Origin of the sequence: Streptomyces sp. NBC_01237 (genome assembly GCF_035917275.1) — a bacterium.
Lineage (GTDB): Bacteria > Actinomycetota > Actinomycetes > Streptomycetales > Streptomycetaceae > Streptomyces.
In genome coordinates, this window is sequence record NZ_CP108508.1 from 5370544 (window position 1) to 5386350 (window position 15807).

The following is a 15807-nucleotide window of genomic DNA, read 5'->3' on the forward strand; positions in this document are numbered from 1 at the left end:
AGTAAAGAAGAGCGCACCCCGCGCAAGGACTAGGCATAGGTGTTGAGAACAGCTGTTGAGAGCAACGCGGGTCTCTGAGAACCCCGACTGGACATCAGTGTGGCGTTTGGCTACACTGACCCTTTGCGCTGCCTGTTAGCTGCCTCCTGCCCGTCACCAGGGGCATGCCCACGCTTGAGCATCGATGACTGATCCTCCCTTACCTGGGATATCTGTCTTTGTGTCCAACTTGGGACCGGTACGCGCGTAGTGAGTCCGAGCCCTCGGAAGGACCCCCTCTTGGCCGCCTCGCGCAACGCCTCGACCGCGAATACGAACAACGGTGCCAGCACCGCCCCGCTGCGCATCTCTTTTGCAAAGATCAAGGAGCCCCTCGAGGTTCCGAACCTCCTCGCGCTGCAGACCGAGAGCTTTGACTGGCTCCTCGGTAACGCCGCCTGGAAGGCTCGCGTCGAGGCTGCTCTGGACAGTGGACAAGACGTCCCCACCAAGTCCGGCCTGGAGGAGATCTTCGAGGAGATTTCGCCGATCGAGGACTTCTCCGGGTCGATGTCGCTTACGTTCCGCGACCACCGCTTCGAGCCCCCGAAGAACTCGATCGACGAGTGCAAGGAGCGCGACTTCACGTTCGCCGCGCCGCTCTTCGTCACCGCCGAGTTCACCAACAACGAGACCGGCGAGATCAAGTCCCAGACGGTCTTCATGGGCGACTTCCCGCTCATGACCAACAAGGGCACCTTCGTCATCAACGGCACCGAGCGTGTCGTCGTGTCGCAGCTGGTCCGCTCGCCGGGTGTCTACTTCGACTCCTCCATCGACAAGACGTCCGACAAGGACATCTTCTCGGCCAAGATCATCCCGTCCCGGGGTGCCTGGCTGGAGATGGAGATCGACAAGCGCGACATGGTCGGTGTCCGCATCGACCGCAAGCGCAAGCAGTCCGTGACCGTTCTCCTCAAGGCTCTCGGTTGGACCACCGAGCAGATCCTCGAAGAGTTCGGCGAGTACGAGTCCATGCGCGCCACCCTGGAGAAGGACCACACCCAGGGCCAGGACGACGCGCTGCTCGACATCTACCGCAAGCTGCGTCCGGGCGAGCCGCCCACGCGCGAGGCCGCTCAGACGCTGCTCGAGAACCTCTACTTCAACCCGAAGCGCTACGACCTCGCGAAGGTCGGCCGCTACAAGGTGAACAAGAAGCTCGGCGCGGACGAGCCGCTGGACGCCGGTGTGCTCACCAGCGACGACATCATCGCGACCATCAAGTACCTGGTGAAGCTGCACGCCGGGGAGCTCGAGACCGTCGGTGAGTCCGGCCGGACGATCGTCGTCGAGACCGACGACATCGACCACTTCGGCAACCGTCGTCTGCGTAACGTCGGTGAGCTCATCCAGAACCAGGTCCGTACGGGTCTGGCGCGTATGGAGCGCGTCGTGCGTGAGCGCATGACGACCCAGGACGTCGAGGCGATCACGCCGCAGACCCTGATCAACATCCGGCCGGTCGTCGCCTCCATCAAGGAGTTCTTCGGCACCAGCCAGCTGTCGCAGTTCATGGACCAGAACAACCCGCTGTCGGGTCTCACCCACAAGCGCCGTCTGTCGGCTCTTGGCCCGGGTGGTCTGTCCCGTGAGCGGGCCGGCTTCGAGGTCCGTGACGTGCACCCGTCCCACTACGGACGCATGTGCCCGATCGAGACCCCTGAAGGCCCGAACATCGGTCTGATCGGTTCGCTCGCCTCGTACGGACGCGTCAACGCGTTCGGATTCATCGAGACGCCGTACCGCAAGGTCGTCGACGGTCAGGTCACCGACGAGGTCGACTACATCACGGCCGACGAGGAAGACCGTTACGTCATCGCCCAGGCGAACGCGACGCTCTCCGACGAGCTGCGCTTCACCGAGCCCCGCGTCCTGGTCCGCCGTCGTGGCGGAGAGGTCGACTACGTGCCCGGCACGGACGTCGACTACATGGACGTCTCGCCGCGCCAGATGGTGTCCGTCGCCACCGCGATGATTCCCTTCCTGGAGCACGACGACGCCAACCGTGCCCTCATGGGCGCGAACATGATGCGGCAGGCGGTGCCCCTCATCAAGTCGGAGGCCCCGCTCGTCGGCACCGGCATGGAGTACCGCTGCGCCACCGACGCCGGTGACGTGCTCAAGGCCGAGAAGGACGGTGTGGTCCAGGAGGTCTCCGCGGACTACATCACCGTCACGAACGACGACGGCACGTACACCACGTACCGCATCGCCAAGTTCATGCGCTCCAACCAGGGCACCTCGGTCAACCAGAAGGTTGTCGTCTCCGAGGGTGACCGGGTCATCGCCGAGCAGGTTCTCGCCGACGGTCCGGCCACCGAGAACGGCGAGATGGCCCTCGGCAAGAACCTCCTCGTGGCGTTCATGCCCTGGGAGGGTCACAACTACGAGGACGCGATCATCCTGTCGCAGCGCCTCGTGCAGGACGACGTCCTCTCCTCGATCCACATCGAGGAGCACGAGGTCGACGCCCGTGACACCAAGCTCGGCCCGGAGGAGATCACCCGGGACATCCCGAACGTCTCCGAAGAGGTCCTCGCCGACCTCGACGAGCGCGGCATCATCCGTATCGGTGCCGAGGTCGTCGCCGGTGACATCCTCGTCGGCAAGGTCACGCCCAAGGGCGAGACCGAGCTGACCCCCGAGGAGCGCCTGCTCCGCGCGATCTTCGGTGAGAAGGCGCGCGAGGTGCGCGACACCTCGCTGAAGGTCCCGCACGGCGAGATCGGCAAGGTCATCGGCGTCCGCGTCTTCGACCGCGAAGAGGGCGACGAGCTGCCGCCGGGCGTGAACCAGCTGGTCCGCGTCTACGTCGCGCAGAAGCGCAAGATCACCGATGGTGACAAGCTCGCCGGCCGTCACGGCAACAAGGGCGTCATCTCGAAGATCCTGCCGATCGAGGACATGCCGTTCCTGGAGGACGGCACCCCGGTCGACATCATCCTCAACCCGCTGGGTGTCCCGTCCCGAATGAACCCGGGACAGGTCCTCGAGATCCACCTCGGCTGGCTCGCCAGCCAGGGCTGGAAGGTCGAGGGCAGCGAGGAGTGGATGGAGCGGCTGAAGGCGATCGGCGCCGACGACGTCGCCGCCGGCACCAACGTCGCGACCCCGGTCTTCGACGGTGCGCGCGAGGACGAGATCTCCGGTCTCTTCGAGTCCACGATCCCGAACCGCGACGGCAACCGGATGGTCCAGCCCTCGGGCAAGGCCAACCTGTTCGACGGCCGCTCCGGCGAGCCGTTCCCCGAGCCGGTCTCGGTCGGCTACATGTACATCCTCAAGCTCCACCACCTGGTCGACGACAAGCTCCACGCCCGTTCGACCGGTCCGTACTCCATGATCACCCAGCAGCCGCTGGGTGGTAAGGCTCAGTTCGGTGGACAGCGCTTCGGTGAGATGGAGGTGTGGGCGCTGGAGGCTTATGGCGCCGCTTACGCCCTCCAGGAGCTGCTGACGATCAAGTCCGACGACGTGACCGGCCGCGTGAAGGTCTACGAGGCGATCGTCAAGGGCGAGAACATCCCCGAGCCGGGCATCCCTGAGTCCTTCAAGGTGCTCATCAAGGAAATGCAGTCGCTCTGCCTCAACGTGGAGGTGCTGTCCTCGGACGGTATGTCCATCGAGATGCGTGACACGGACGAGGACGTCTTCCGCGCGGCGGAGGAACTCGGTATCGACCTGTCCCGGCGCGAGCCGAGCAGCGTCGAAGAGGTCTGACGGGTTGGCCGGCCGGATCCCAGTGATCCGGCCGGCTCTCCCCGGACCCGTTCAGACCATTGCTGAAGTGCCCCATTTCTCGCTTTGACGCGAGGGGCTCGAACCCCCGAAAGAGGGATTGACGACAAGTGCTCGACGTCAACTTCTTCGACGAGCTGCGGATCGGCCTTGCCACCGCGGACGACATCCGGACCTGGTCGCACGGCGAAGTGAAGAAGCCGGAGACCATCAACTACCGCACGCTCAAGCCCGAAAAGGACGGACTCTTCTGCGAGAAGATCTTCGGTCCTACCCGGGACTGGGAGTGCTACTGCGGCAAGTACAAGCGTGTCCGCTTCAAGGGCATCATCTGTGAGCGCTGCGGCGTCGAGGTCACTCGCGCCAAGGTGCGTCGTGAGCGGATGGGCCACATCGAGCTTGCCGCTCCCGTCACCCACATCTGGTACTTCAAGGGCGTCCCGTCGCGCCTCGGATACCTGCTGGACCTCGCGCCGAAGGACCTCGAAAAGGTCATCTACTTCGCCGCGTACATGATCACGTTCGTGGACGAGGAGCGTCGTACCCGCGACCTGCCGTCCCTGGAGGCGCACGTCTCCGTCGAGCGTCAGCAGACCGAGAACCGTCGCGACTCCGACCTGGAGGCCCGCGCCAAGAAGCTCGAGACCGACCTGGCCGAGCTTGAGGCCGAGGGCGCCAAGGCCGACGTACGCCGCAAGGTGCGCGAAGGTGCCGAGCGTGAGATGAAGCAGCTGCGTGACCGCGCGCAGCGCGAGATCGACCGTCTCGACGAGGTGTGGAACCGCTTCAAGAACCTCAAGGTCCAGGACCTGGAGGGCGACGAGCTCCTCTACCGCGAGCTGCGTGACCGCTTCGGCACGTACTTCGACGGCTGCATGGGCGCCGCCGCGCTCCAGAAGCGCCTGGAGTCCTTCGACCTGGATGAAGAGGCCGAGCGGCTTCGCGAGATCATCCGCACCGGCAAGGGCCAGAAGAAGACCCGTGCGCTCAAGCGCCTCAAGGTCGTCTCCGCGTTCCTGCAGACCAGCAACAAGCCCAAGGGCATGGTGCTCGACTGCGTGCCGGTCATCCCGCCGGACCTGCGTCCGATGGTGCAGCTGGACGGTGGCCGCTTCGCGACCTCCGACCTGAACGACCTGTACCGCCGTGTGATCAACCGCAACAACCGCCTCAAGCGTCTCCTTGACCTCGGTGCCCCCGAGATCATCGTGAACAACGAGAAGCGGATGCTGCAGGAGGCCGTCGACGCGCTGTTCGACAACGGCCGCCGCGGTCGCCCGGTCACCGGTCCCGGTAACCGTCCCCTGAAGTCCCTCAGCGACATGCTGAAGGGCAAGCAGGGCCGTTTCCGTCAGAACCTCCTCGGCAAGCGCGTGGACTACTCCGCGCGTTCCGTGATCGTCGTCGGCCCGCAGCTCAAGCTGCACCAGTGCGGTCTGCCGAAGGCCATGGCGCTGGAGCTCTTCAAGCCGTTCGTGATGAAGCGCCTGGTCGACCTCAACCACGCGCAGAACATCAAGTCGGCCAAGCGCATGGTCGAGCGTGGCCGCACCGTCGTGTACGACGTCCTCGAAGAGGTCATCGCCGAGCACCCGGTGCTGCTGAACCGTGCACCCACCCTGCACCGCCTCGGCATCCAGGCCTTCGAGCCGCAGCTGGTCGAGGGCAAGGCCATCCAGATCCACCCGCTCGTCTGCACCGCGTTCAACGCGGACTTCGACGGTGACCAGATGGCCGTGCACCTGCCGCTCTCCGCGGAGGCGCAGGCCGAGGCCCGCATCCTGATGCTGTCCTCGAACAACATCCTGAAGCCGGCCGACGGTCGTCCCGTCACCATGCCGACCCAGGACATGGTGCTGGGGCTGTTCTTCCTCACCACCGACGGTGAGCTCCGTGACACCAAGGGCGAGGGCCGCGCGTTCGGCTCCACGGCCGAGGCGATCATGGCGTTCGACGCCGGTGAGCTGGCGCTCCAGTCGACCGTCGACATCCGCTTCCCGGTGGGCACCATGCCGCCGCGTGGCTGGGTGCCGCCGGTCGCCGAGGAGGGCGAGCCGGAGTACCAGCCGGGCGACACCTTCCGGCTGCGTACGAGCCTGGGCCGCGCGCTCTTCAACGAGCTGCTGCCCGAGGACTACCCGTTCGTCGACTACTCGGTGGGCAAGAAGCAGCTCTCCGAGATCGTCAACGACCTGGCCGAGCGCTACCCCAAGGTCATCGTGGCGGCGACGCTCGACAACCTGAAGGCGGCGGGCTTCCACTGGGCGACGCGTTCCGGCGTCACCGTGGCCATCTCCGACGTCGTCGTGCCCGAGGCCAAGAAGGCCATCGTCAAGGGCTACGAGGAGCAGGACGAGAAGGTCCAGAAGCAGTACGAGCGCGGTCTGATCACCAAGGACGAGCGCACGCAGGAGCTCATCGCGATCTGGACCAAGGCGACCAACGAGGTTGCCGAGGCGATGAACGCGAACTTCCCCAAGACGAACCCCATCTTCATGATGGTTGACTCGGGTGCCCGAGGAAACATGATGCAGATGCGTCAGATCGCCGGTATGCGTGGTCTGGTGTCGAACGCGAAGAACGAGACGATCCCGCGTCCCATCAAGGCGTCGTTCCGTGAGGGCCTCACCGTTCTGGAGTACTTCATCTCCACGCACGGTGCCCGTAAGGGTCTGGCGGACACCGCCCTGCGTACCGCCGACTCGGGTTACCTGACCCGTCGTCTGGTGGACGTCTCGCAGGACGTGATCATTCGCGAGGAGGACTGCGGCACCGACCGCGGCCTCAAGCTGAAGATCGCGGTCAAGGGTGCCGACGGCGTGCTCCGCAAGACGGACGACGTCGAGACCTCGGTGTACGCCCGCATGCTCGCCGAGGACGTCGTCGTCGACGGCAAGGTCATCGCGCCTGCCAACGTCGACCTCGGTGACGTCCTGATCGACGCCCTCGTGGGCGCCGGCGTCGAGGAGGTCAAGACCCGTTCGGTCCTGACCTGTGAGTCCGCGGTCGGCACCTGTGCCTTCTGCTACGGACGCTCGCTCGCCACCGGCAAGCTGGTCGACATCGGTGAGGCGGTCGGCATCATCGCCGCCCAGTCCATCGGTGAGCCCGGTACCCAGCTGACGATGCGTACCTTCCACACCGGTGGTGTGGCGGGTGACGACATCACCCAGGGTCTGCCCCGTGTCGTCGAGCTCTTCGAAGCCCGTACGCCCAAGGGTGTCGCCCCGATCTCGGAGGCGGCAGGCCGCGTCCGGATCGAGGAGACCGAGAAGACCAAGAAGCTCGTCGTCACCCCGGACGACGGCAGCGAGGAGACGGCGTTCCCGATCTCCAAGCGTGCCCGTCTGCTCGTGGGCGAGGGCGACCCGGTCGCGGTCGGCCAGAAGCTCACCGTGGGTGCCACCAACCCGCACGACGTGCTGCGCATCCTCGGCCAGCGTGCGGTCCAGGTCCACCTGGTCGGCGAAGTCCAGAAGGTCTACAACTCGCAGGGCGTGTCGATCCACGACAAGCACATCGAGATCATCATCCGGCAGATGCTGCGCCGTGTGACGATCATCGAGTCCGGCGACGCGGAGCTGCTTCCGGGCGAGCTCGTCGAGCGCTCGAAGTTCGAGGTCGAGAACCGTCGTGTGGTCACCGAGGGCGGTCACCCCGCCTCCGGCCGTCCGCAGCTGATGGGTATCACCAAGGCTTCGCTCGCCACCGAGTCGTGGCTGTCGGCGGCGTCCTTCCAGGAGACGACCAGGGTCCTGACCGACGCGGCGATCAACGCCAAGTCGGACTCCCTGATCGGCCTCAAGGAGAACGTCATCATCGGTAAGCTCATCCCGGCCGGTACGGGTCTGTCCCGCTACCGCAACATCCGGGTCGAGCCGACCGAGGAAGCCAAGGCCGCGATGTACTCGGCCGTCGGCTACGACGACATCGACTACTCGCCGTTCGGCACGGGCTCCGGCCAGGCCGTTCCGCTGGAGGACTACGACTACGGTCCGTACAACCAGTAAGCGAGTCGTCCGCGACTGACCGCAGGGCGGTCACCCCGAACACGGGGTGGCCGCCCTGCGGCGTGTACGGGGTCCGGCGGGCGGGTCCGCTCAGCGCGGCGGCCGGAGGTAGGGCCGCAGATGGTGCATCCGGGTCCGGTAGTCGGGATGCGTGGCGAGCAGCCGGGCCAGGGCGCCCGGTTCGCCCGGTGGCTTCCCGGTCGCGGCCGTCGCGTACTCCCGTGCCCGGGTCTCACCGGCGTGCATCGTGTGCAGGACCTCCGCGAGCATCGGCGCGAAGCCGAGCACCGCCGCGTGCCGGTCCGCCCGCAGCTCGGCACGGCGTCCGACGGCGGCGGTCAGCCAGGGGACGACGAGCAGCACCAGCGGCAGCCCGTACAGGACGCTGAGCGTCGTGAAGGCGAGTGCGCCGATCAGCAGCACCAGCACGCCGGCGCCCAGGTACGAGAAGTAGCCGGTGAACCTGATGGCGAGGACGGTCACGGTACGCAGGACCCGCCACGCGATCCGGCCGGGCAGCAGGTACCAGTAGCCCAGCAGGGACGACCAGGCGTGACCGCCGGTGTGGTGGCCGAGTTCGTGCGCGAGTACGGCGGCGAGCTGGGCGCTCGGCAGCTGCTCCAGGGCGAACCGGGTGACGGCCACGATGTGTCCCGCCGCGGCGTACGCGTTGAGGTCCTCGCTCTCCTCGATCCACAGGTGGTACCTGCGTCCGTCCACGCCGGCGCGCGCCGTCACCTCGCGCCAGACGGGTTCGAGCCGGGCGGCCTCGTGGGGCAGCGGGCGCTGGAGCTTCAGAAGGTAGCGGGCGAGGAAGTTCTCGCTGGGGGCGTGGAAGACCAGGGCGCCGGAGGCCGACCAGAGGAGCACCGCGATCCAGTACGGCAGACCGGTGAACGACTCCAGGAGCGAGGCGGCCAGGGCGACGACCAGCAGGCTCATCAGGATGCCGGGCAGTTGCAGCGCCAGATGCCCGAGCGCGGTGGCGTCGGCGCCGCGCTGGTGGGCGGTGAAGTGCAGTCGGCTGCCGGGGGCGTGCCGGTAGTCGAGGTCGTCCTGCGGGTCCTGCGGGTGCGGTGACTCGGGGCTTCGCCGGGACATGGCCATCCTTCGCGGTACGGGGTCGTCAGCCGATGAGCAGGGAGGCGGGGAGCAGTACGGCGCCGATGGAGAAGGTGACCAGCCCCGCACGTATCCACTGGTGCTTGCGCGTGGCGATCCGGCTGGTCTCCGCCAGGGCCACCAGGAGCGAGGCGGCCGGTGCGCGCTCCGTCGCGGCGAGCGCTTCCGCCAGGCGCTCCTGCCGCACCGCCCGTCGTATGTCTCCGAAGTACGTGAGTGGCTCGCCGGGAGCCCACTTGCTGGCGCGGTAGCGCGGCAGCACGGCCATCAGCAGGGCGACCAGGGACGCGGCCAGCGCGGCGGTGCCCATCCACCAGCAGGTCTCGCCCGTACCGGACAGGGCGGCCGGTTCCCAGTCGCTCCCGGCCAGCAGGCCGCTGACCACGCCCGCGCTCATGCCGAGTGCGGCGACGAGCACGGCCGCCTTGCTGTCGGCCCGCGCGATCTCGGACCGCAGGTCGAGGAGGAGCCGCGAGGCGGCCTCGGTCCCGGTGCCCGGTGGCGGGGCCGGGGGTGGGTCCGGTGGGTGCGGCGGGTGCGGTGCTGGTGCCGGATCGGTGTCGGCCATCAGCCGTCGGCCTCCTTCACGCGTTCGACGCCATGGGCGTCACCGTCGGTGGACGGCTGCGGCGGTGCGGCGGGCGGCTCGGTGGGCCGCGGTGGTACGGCGGGAGCGGGCATGACGGGGGCGCTGCCGTAGCCGGGCGGCGGCTGCCAGCCCGAGAAGGTCGCGGGCACGGTGTCCTGGGCGGGCACCCGCGCCTGCGGTGCCCCGTGAGCCGGTGCGTCCTGCGGCGGCGGCGGCGCCGGGTGCGGCCGCGATCCGTACGGATACGTTTCGTACGGCTGTGATTCGTGCGGCCGTGATTCGTACGGCTGTGGCTCGTGCGGACGGGCCTCGTACGGCTGGGGCTCGTACGGCCGTGACTCGTGCGGACGGGCCTCGTACGGCTGGGGCCCGTGCGTGTGCGTCTCGTACGGCGGAGACCGGTACGGCCGTGTCTCGTACGGTGGTGTGTCCTGCGGCGGTGCCGTCTCCTGCGCGGGCGGGCCGAGCCGCGGGCCCGACCAGTCCTGGGACACTCCCGGCAGCCGCTGGGTCAGGATGTCGTGCACCGCCTGCAACGCCAGCTTCTTGGGCCCCTCCAGCTCGTAGCTCTCCGCGCCGTCGCCGCCCAGCAGCTGTCGGACCAGGTCCATCTGGGCCTGGATCATGCGGAGTTGGTCCTCGCGCATGCCGTTCAGGACGGTCCGGGAGTCCTCGGGGTGCCGGGAGAGGTGCAGCGCCCAGGCGCGTACGCCGCCCTGCTCCAGCTGGGTCCGGTAGAAGTCGATCTTCTCCGCCTCGGCCCGCTGCAGCTCCACCTCATCGGCGGCGGCCAGCAGGGCCCGCTCGTGCTGCCACCGCTGCTGCTGGAGCGCCAGTTCCTGGTGCCGCTCCCCGTACTCCATGGCCCGGCCCGCCTGGAGGGCGTCCTGTGTCCTGGTGCGCCGGTCGAGTTCGGCGTCGTACTCCATGCCCCGCCGTTCGGCGTGGATCTGCTCGGTGGCCGCGTGGTCGATGGCCTGGATGCGCCGCTGATGGCCGATGTTCTCCCGGTCCCTGCGCAGCCGCGCCGTCCAGGTCGTGCCGAGGCCCGCGCCGGTGCCGAGCGGGCCCCACGCGTGCACCGCCCGCAGCATCTCCTGTTCGGCGTCCGCGCTCCGGTCGACGGGGAAGCGGCGCGTCACGGGGCGGGCCGCCTGTTCCAGCTCGCCGAGCAGCAGCCGGGGGACATCCCGGTAGCCGCTCGCCACGAACAGCGCGGGATCGTGGACCTGCCAGGACAGTTCGACGGAGAGGCCGAACTCGAAGGCGTCGTTGTCGCTGGGCAGCACCAGTTCCGCGTGGACCGGGTGGACGCCCATGTCCACCTCGTACACGGCGGTGTACCGCTTGCCCGCCGCTTCGGCGCGGGTCGGCCGGACCGGTGGCAGGAACGTGTCGTACGAGCCGTCCGGGGTCGAGAACACCAGTGCGTGGTCGATACGGGTGAGCGACTTGCGGGCGAACCCGAACCGGGAGAGCTGCCGGACGGTGAGCACGGGGTCGGCCAGCCGGGTGTGCCGGTCGGCCGCCTGCTCCCACTCGGGCGGTCGGCGGAAATCGGTCATGGTGTGCTTCTCCTGTGGGGTCGGTACGGCTCAGCGGTTCGGCAGGGTGGTCAGCAGACGGCCCGCGGCGGGCGGCGGGGGAGTGCTGTCCTCGCCGTGCATGGTCCGCAGCAGATGGCCGAGCCGCTGGCGCTCGGCGGTGGTGGTGACGAGGGCGGGCAGCAGCGCGGCGAGCGCCCACTCCACCTCCTCGTCGTCGTCCGCGGACAGCACCCACCGGCGCATCGCGTCGAGCGCCGACTGGCTGTGGCCACGGTCGGCCAGCGCGGCCCGCCACAGAGCGGCGATGTCCTGGGCGTCCTGCGTGCCCAGGGCGGCGGACCGGGCGTACCAGTCGAGGACGGCCGGCCACCCGGGCCGGTCGTCCTGGTCCCGCAGACAGGCGCTGACGAAGCCGCCCACCGCGAGGTCGAACACCGGGCGGTCGGTGTGCAGGGTCCGCAGCAGCTCGGCGATGACCCGGTCGCCCGCCGGTGACAGCAGCAACAGCGCGACCGATGCGGCGAGTTCACCGGCCACCAGCTTGTCCGGATCCTCCTGCCGGTCCGGATGGCGGGCCGCGGCCCGCAGCGCGGCCAGGGTCTCCACCGGCCGTTCCGGGCCGATCAGCCCGTGCGTCCGGATCGCCACCCAGCGCTGCCCCGCCTCCTCGCTGCCGCACCAGGCGTCCAGGATGCGCGGCACGTTGGGAGTGCCGAGCCGATGGGTGAGGGCCAGTGCGCTGACCGCGACGAGCCGGTGGCGGAACAGGCGGGAGCCGGCCCACTCCTCGATGACCAGGGCCATCGCGGACGGCAGGTCGGTGTGGGCGAGGACGGCGACCGTCGAGGCCGCGCGGGTGCGTACCAGCGGGCGGCCGTCCCCTGCCAGCTCTCGCAGCCACCCGACCAGGGCGGGCCGCGCCGAAGGGTGGCCGGTCCACACCTCCCGGAGCAGGACGAGCGCGGCGCGGTCGTCCAGGTAGGCGGCCATCACCTGGCTCACCGGACCCCACTCGGTGTGCTCCTCCGCGTCGTACCGGCGGGCCCTGGCCAGTTGCAGCCGCTTGCCGATGTGGGTGCCGAAGACCGGGACGGCGGGCGACAGCTCGGCGTTCTCGGTCCTCTGGAGGAAGGAGTAGAAGAGGTCGCTCAGCTCGGCCGTCAGCGCGTAGGGCGCTTCGTCGAAGACGGCCAGGGCGACGAGGAAGGCCTTCTCGCGCAGGTGCAGCGAGGTCTCGTCCTGCTCGAACCACTCCTGGACCTGGTTCTCCAGGGCCATCAGCGAGTAGCTCCCGAGCGCCCGCTCATCGCTCTGCCCCGCCGCGTACCCCGCCAGGACCCGGGCGAACTCGGCGGCCTCGCGCGGCTGATGGCTCCGGCCGAGGAACTCGGTCACGGCGGGCAGGGACAGCAGTTCCCGCATCCTCCCGGCATCGGCCAGCGGCTCCAGATGCGCGGTGAGCACGTCCTTCGCGGACGGCTGCCGCCAGACCGCGACCGGTACGTCCTCCAGGGACGCGGCCGGTCCCACGGTGATCACGAGGTACGCGTCCCGCTTGGCGAGCCGGTCCCGTACGGCCAGCAGGTGCGCCTCGCGCAGGGGGCTGCCGCGCTCGGTGATCAGGTCGCACAGGACATGGCCGCGCGCCTCCTCCTGCCCGCCGCCGTCGAGTTGCCCGGCGAGGTCACCGGGGGAGGTGTCGGGGCCCATGGCGCGGACCGGGGCCGCCCCGATGCGGCGCAGCAGCATGAGCGCGGCGGTCCGGCGGCCCGCGAAGTGCGGCCCGGTGAGCACCAGGACGTGTTCGTCGCGCAGCCGCTCGGCCAGCGCCTCGAAGCCTGTTCCGGCGGAGGCGAAGCTCGCCGCCAGCCGGTCCAGCGCCTCCGGCGGGATCTCGCCGGAGGAGTGGACCGCCGAGTGGGCGCCGAACCGGTAGTGGATCTCGGTCGTGCCCACGTGCACATCGCCGTGGAAGGTGCCGCCGCCGATGCCGTGGTTGACGCCGCCGAAGACGCCGCCGCCTACCCGGGAGCCGTCCAGGCTCATGGTCCGCGGGGTGTGGTTGGCCAGGTCCCGCCGGGCCGACCACACGTCCTGGGGCCGGTCGGTCTCCTCTGCCTCCCCGGTCTCCTTGGCCGGCTCCGTCTCCGCCGTCTCCTCGGCCGCCTCGGGGGCGCCTCCCGGCTGCTGCTGCGGCCCCGCGCCGGCGGCGTCACCGGCGCTCATCAGCGTTCCCTGCTGCCGCCGCCGAGGTGGATGTCGCCGTGGAAGGTGCCGCCGCCGATGCCGTGGTTCATCCCGCCGAAGACGCCGCCGTTGACCGTGGCGCCGCCGAAGTCGAACGCCTGGCCCGGCCCGGCGGGGGGCGCCGCCGGCGTACGGGGCTCGGGCGCCGCCCGGTCCGGGGCCTGCGGGGGCGCGTCCGGAACCGGCACCTGCGGAACCGGTCCGTGCAGCCACGCGGGGAGCGGCCCGTTCTTGCTGCCCACCGTGATGGCGTGGAACTCCTCGGCCGGTACGCCGGTGGGGCTGTGCCGCACGATGCCCTGGTACACCGGCTCCGACACGCACAGCGCGAAGTCCTGTGCGCGCTCCCTCAGCGCGCCCCGCAGCAGTTCGGCGTCGAGCAGCCGGCAGGCGTGGTTGAGATCCGACCCGACCCAGCCGTCGTGCCCGTCGAGGGCGACGTACCCCGTGGCGACCACCCCGCGCAGCCGCATCTGAGCGGAGCTGGAGGCGGTGCGGTTCAGGGTGCGCAGCTGGGCGGGCGCCTCGGTGAGCAGCGTGCGCAGCAGGGCGGTCACCGAGGCGTTGGCGTCGATCAGCTCCATCACGCAGTCGCCGCGGTCGGCGCGCCGCCGCCGGGTCTCGTCGATGCCCGCGGCCAGCAGGACGCGGTCGGCGAGATCGAAGAGCATGCGGCGCAGATACGCCTGCTCGACGTCGTCGCGCTCGCTGTACTTCTCGATGTCGAGCAGCAGGATCGTGCTGCTCACGGGGTCGGACATGGTTGCCTCTCGCCGGGGGTGTTCCGTGCTGGGAAGAGCGTGACGGCGGTGGGTCCCCGGTGGTGAGGGCGGATGACGCACTCGAAGTGTGACCGTGTGCACACAGTGAATCGGGGGGACCGCGTGCTCACGCGGAAGAGGGCGCCTCGGGTGACGCGGAGTGCGGTGGGGCGAGCGGCGGGACCGTCGACGCCGTGGGCCGCGCGCCGATGATCATGCGCAGCGCGTCCGGCCGTACGATCACCAGCGCCCGCCGCCCGGTCGTGACGATGCCGCGCGCCCGCAGGTCCTTGAGCAGCCGCTGGACCATCTCGCGGGAGGCGCCGACCGCACCGGCCAGCTCCTGTTTGCTGAGCGGTACGGCGAGCTCGACGCCCTCGTCCGTGCGGCGGCCGTGGGTGCGGGCCAGGTCGAGCAGCAGCACCGCGAACCGCTCCCGCACGCTCATCGAGGCGAACTCCAGGCGGCGCTGGTCGGCCGCGCGGGTCCGGTCGGCGGTCAGTCCGAGCAGCGTGAACGAGATGGCGGGGGAGCGGACGGCGTACTCCCGGAAGCGTTCGTGCTCGATGGCCACGGCGCGCACCGGCTCCAGCGCGGTCACCGTCGCCGAGCGGGGGCGTCCGGTCAGCGCGGCGGACTCGCCGATGATGTCGCCGGGCCCCCGGAGCGCGAGCAGCGCCTCGTAGCCGTTGGCGGCGGAGGCGGTCACCTTGGTCCAGCCGTGCAGGATCAGCAGGACGTGCGAGGACGGCTCGTACTGGCGCAGCAGCGGCGCGCGGGGCGCGAAGGGGAGCTCACGGCCGAGAGCGAGCAGCGCGGCGCGGTCCTCGCTCTCCAGCCGGGCGAGAAAGGGCACGCGGTCGTCGAGTCCGCCGTCGCCGGGTAAGGGTGCAGCCGCCGTCATGCCGTCCCCCGATCTTCCGGCGCGCGGTTCAATGTACTGAGGCCCCCGGCGCACCGGGTCCGGAGTGACCGGATTTCGGCCATCCGCCCGCTGCCGGGGATGATCGCGGACCGCGGCCGGGCGGCCCACGGACCACGACTGGGCGGTCCACGGACCTCGGCCGGGGAGGTGCACGGACCGTTGCCGGGGAGGTCCACGGACCCCGGCGCGCCGTCCCCGGGAGCCCGGCGTGGCATGGTGGACAGCATTTGTTTTGACCGGAGTGCGTGAGGTAGGTACGCTCAAGCCTTGTGCCTGGGGTGTGCCTGGGCTCGGGTGCGTGTCCTCAACCGCATGGCGAGTCCGTAAGTGGCCACCGCAATCTGCGCCCCTTCTGCCCTAGGGCAGGAGCCTGCAGTATTCGACACACCCGACCGCGTGGGTCGGCGATGTTCCAGGTTAGTTTCACGAACGGCACACAGAAACCGGAGAAGTAGTGCCTACGATCCAGCAGCTGGTCCGGAAGGGCCGGCAGGACAAGGTCGAGAAGAACAAGACGCCCGCGCTCGAGGGTTCGCCCCAGCGCCGCGGCGTCTGCACGCGTGTGTTCACGACCACCCCGAAGAAGCCGAACTCGGCCCTCCGTAAGGTCGCGCGTGTGCGTCTGACCTCCGGTATCGAGGTCACGGCCTACATCCCGGGTGAGGGACACAACCTGCAGGAGCACTCCATCGTGCTCGTGCGTGGTGGCCGTGTGAAGGACCTGCCGGGTGTTCGTTACAAGATCATCCGCGGCTCCCTTGACACCCAGGGTGTCAAGAACCGCAAGCAGGCCCGCAGCCGCTACGGCGCCAAGAAGGAGAAGTAA

9 protein-coding genes are annotated in these 15807 nt (G+C 69.4%); 3 read left to right on the forward strand and 6 right to left on the reverse strand.

The features are described 5' to 3' along the window. Positions 1-279: 279 nt before the first annotated feature. Both rpoB and OG251_RS24010 read left to right on the forward strand, forming a co-directional pair. Complete coding sequence (rpoB, locus tag OG251_RS24005) at positions 280-3762, forward strand: DNA-directed RNA polymerase subunit beta (RefSeq protein WP_073718406.1); 3483 nt, start codon at positions 280-282, stop codon at positions 3760-3762. A gap of 128 nt (positions 3763-3890) precedes the next feature. After that, positions 3891-7790, forward strand: coding sequence for a DNA-directed RNA polymerase subunit beta' (locus tag OG251_RS24010; RefSeq protein ID WP_326679092.1), 3900 nt, complete (start codon positions 3891-3893; stop codon positions 7788-7790). A 90-nt stretch (positions 7791-7880) separates the two neighbouring features. Here the strand turns inward: OG251_RS24010 and OG251_RS24015 are convergent, their stop codons facing one another. The 6 genes from OG251_RS24015 to OG251_RS24040 all read right to left on the reverse strand — a co-directional run bounded on the left by OG251_RS24015 (position 7881) and on the right by OG251_RS24040 (position 14960). Further along, complete coding sequence (locus OG251_RS24015) at positions 7881-8891, reverse strand: M48 family metalloprotease (protein ID WP_326679093.1); 1011 nt, start codon at positions 8889-8891, stop codon at positions 7881-7883. Between the two features lie 25 nt (positions 8892-8916). After that, positions 8917-9480, reverse strand: coding sequence for a Pycsar system effector family protein (locus tag OG251_RS24020; protein WP_326679094.1), 564 nt, complete (start codon positions 9478-9480; stop codon positions 8917-8919). Further along, entirely contained in the window at positions 9480-11066 is a 1587-nt protein-coding gene (locus OG251_RS24025) for a hypothetical protein (RefSeq protein WP_326679095.1), read from the reverse strand. Before OG251_RS24025 ends, OG251_RS24020 begins: the two co-directional genes overlap by 1 nt. Before the next feature lie 30 nt (positions 11067-11096). Then, positions 11097-13274: a hypothetical protein gene (locus OG251_RS24030; RefSeq protein ID WP_326679096.1), complete on the reverse strand. Its 2178-nt coding sequence runs from the start codon at positions 13272-13274 to the stop codon at positions 11097-11099. After that, positions 13274-14056: a hypothetical protein gene (locus tag OG251_RS24035; protein WP_326679097.1), complete on the reverse strand. Its 783-nt coding sequence runs from the start codon at positions 14054-14056 to the stop codon at positions 13274-13276. The genes OG251_RS24030 and OG251_RS24035 overlap by 1 nt, the downstream gene beginning before the upstream one ends. A 127-nt stretch (positions 14057-14183) precedes the next feature. After that, positions 14184-14960, reverse strand: a complete 777-nt coding sequence (locus OG251_RS24040) for a Crp/Fnr family transcriptional regulator (protein ID WP_326679098.1) — start codon at positions 14958-14960, stop codon at positions 14184-14186. Between the two features lie 475 nt (positions 14961-15435). Between OG251_RS24040 and rpsL the strand changes: the two genes are divergently transcribed. Beyond that, positions 15436-15807 (forward strand): 30S ribosomal protein S12, encoded by a 372-nt coding sequence (rpsL, locus tag OG251_RS24045; protein WP_003948652.1) that lies wholly within the window; start codon positions 15436-15438, stop codon positions 15805-15807.

Excerpts from the sequence above, each read along its gene's own strand:
- OG251_RS24035 (WP_326679097.1), bottom strand. The coding sequence starts at position 14,056 with ATGTCCGACCCCGTGAGCAGCACGATCCTGCTGCTCGACATCGAGAAG.
- OG251_RS24025 (WP_326679095.1), bottom strand. The coding sequence starts at position 11,066 with ATGACCGATTTCCGCCGACCGCCCGAGTGGGAGCAGGCGGCCGACCGG.
- OG251_RS24020 (WP_326679094.1), bottom strand. The coding sequence starts at position 9,480 with ATGGCCGACACCGATCCGGCACCAGCACCGCACCCGCCGCACCCACCG.
- OG251_RS24015 (WP_326679093.1), bottom strand. The coding sequence starts at position 8,891 with ATGTCCCGGCGAAGCCCCGAGTCACCGCACCCGCAGGACCCGCAGGAC.
- OG251_RS24040 (WP_326679098.1), bottom strand. The coding sequence starts at position 14,960 with ATGACGGCGGCTGCACCCTTACCCGGCGACGGCGGACTCGACGACCGC.
- OG251_RS24030 (WP_326679096.1), bottom strand. The coding sequence starts at position 13,274 with ATGAGCGCCGGTGACGCCGCCGGCGCGGGGCCGCAGCAGCAGCCGGGA.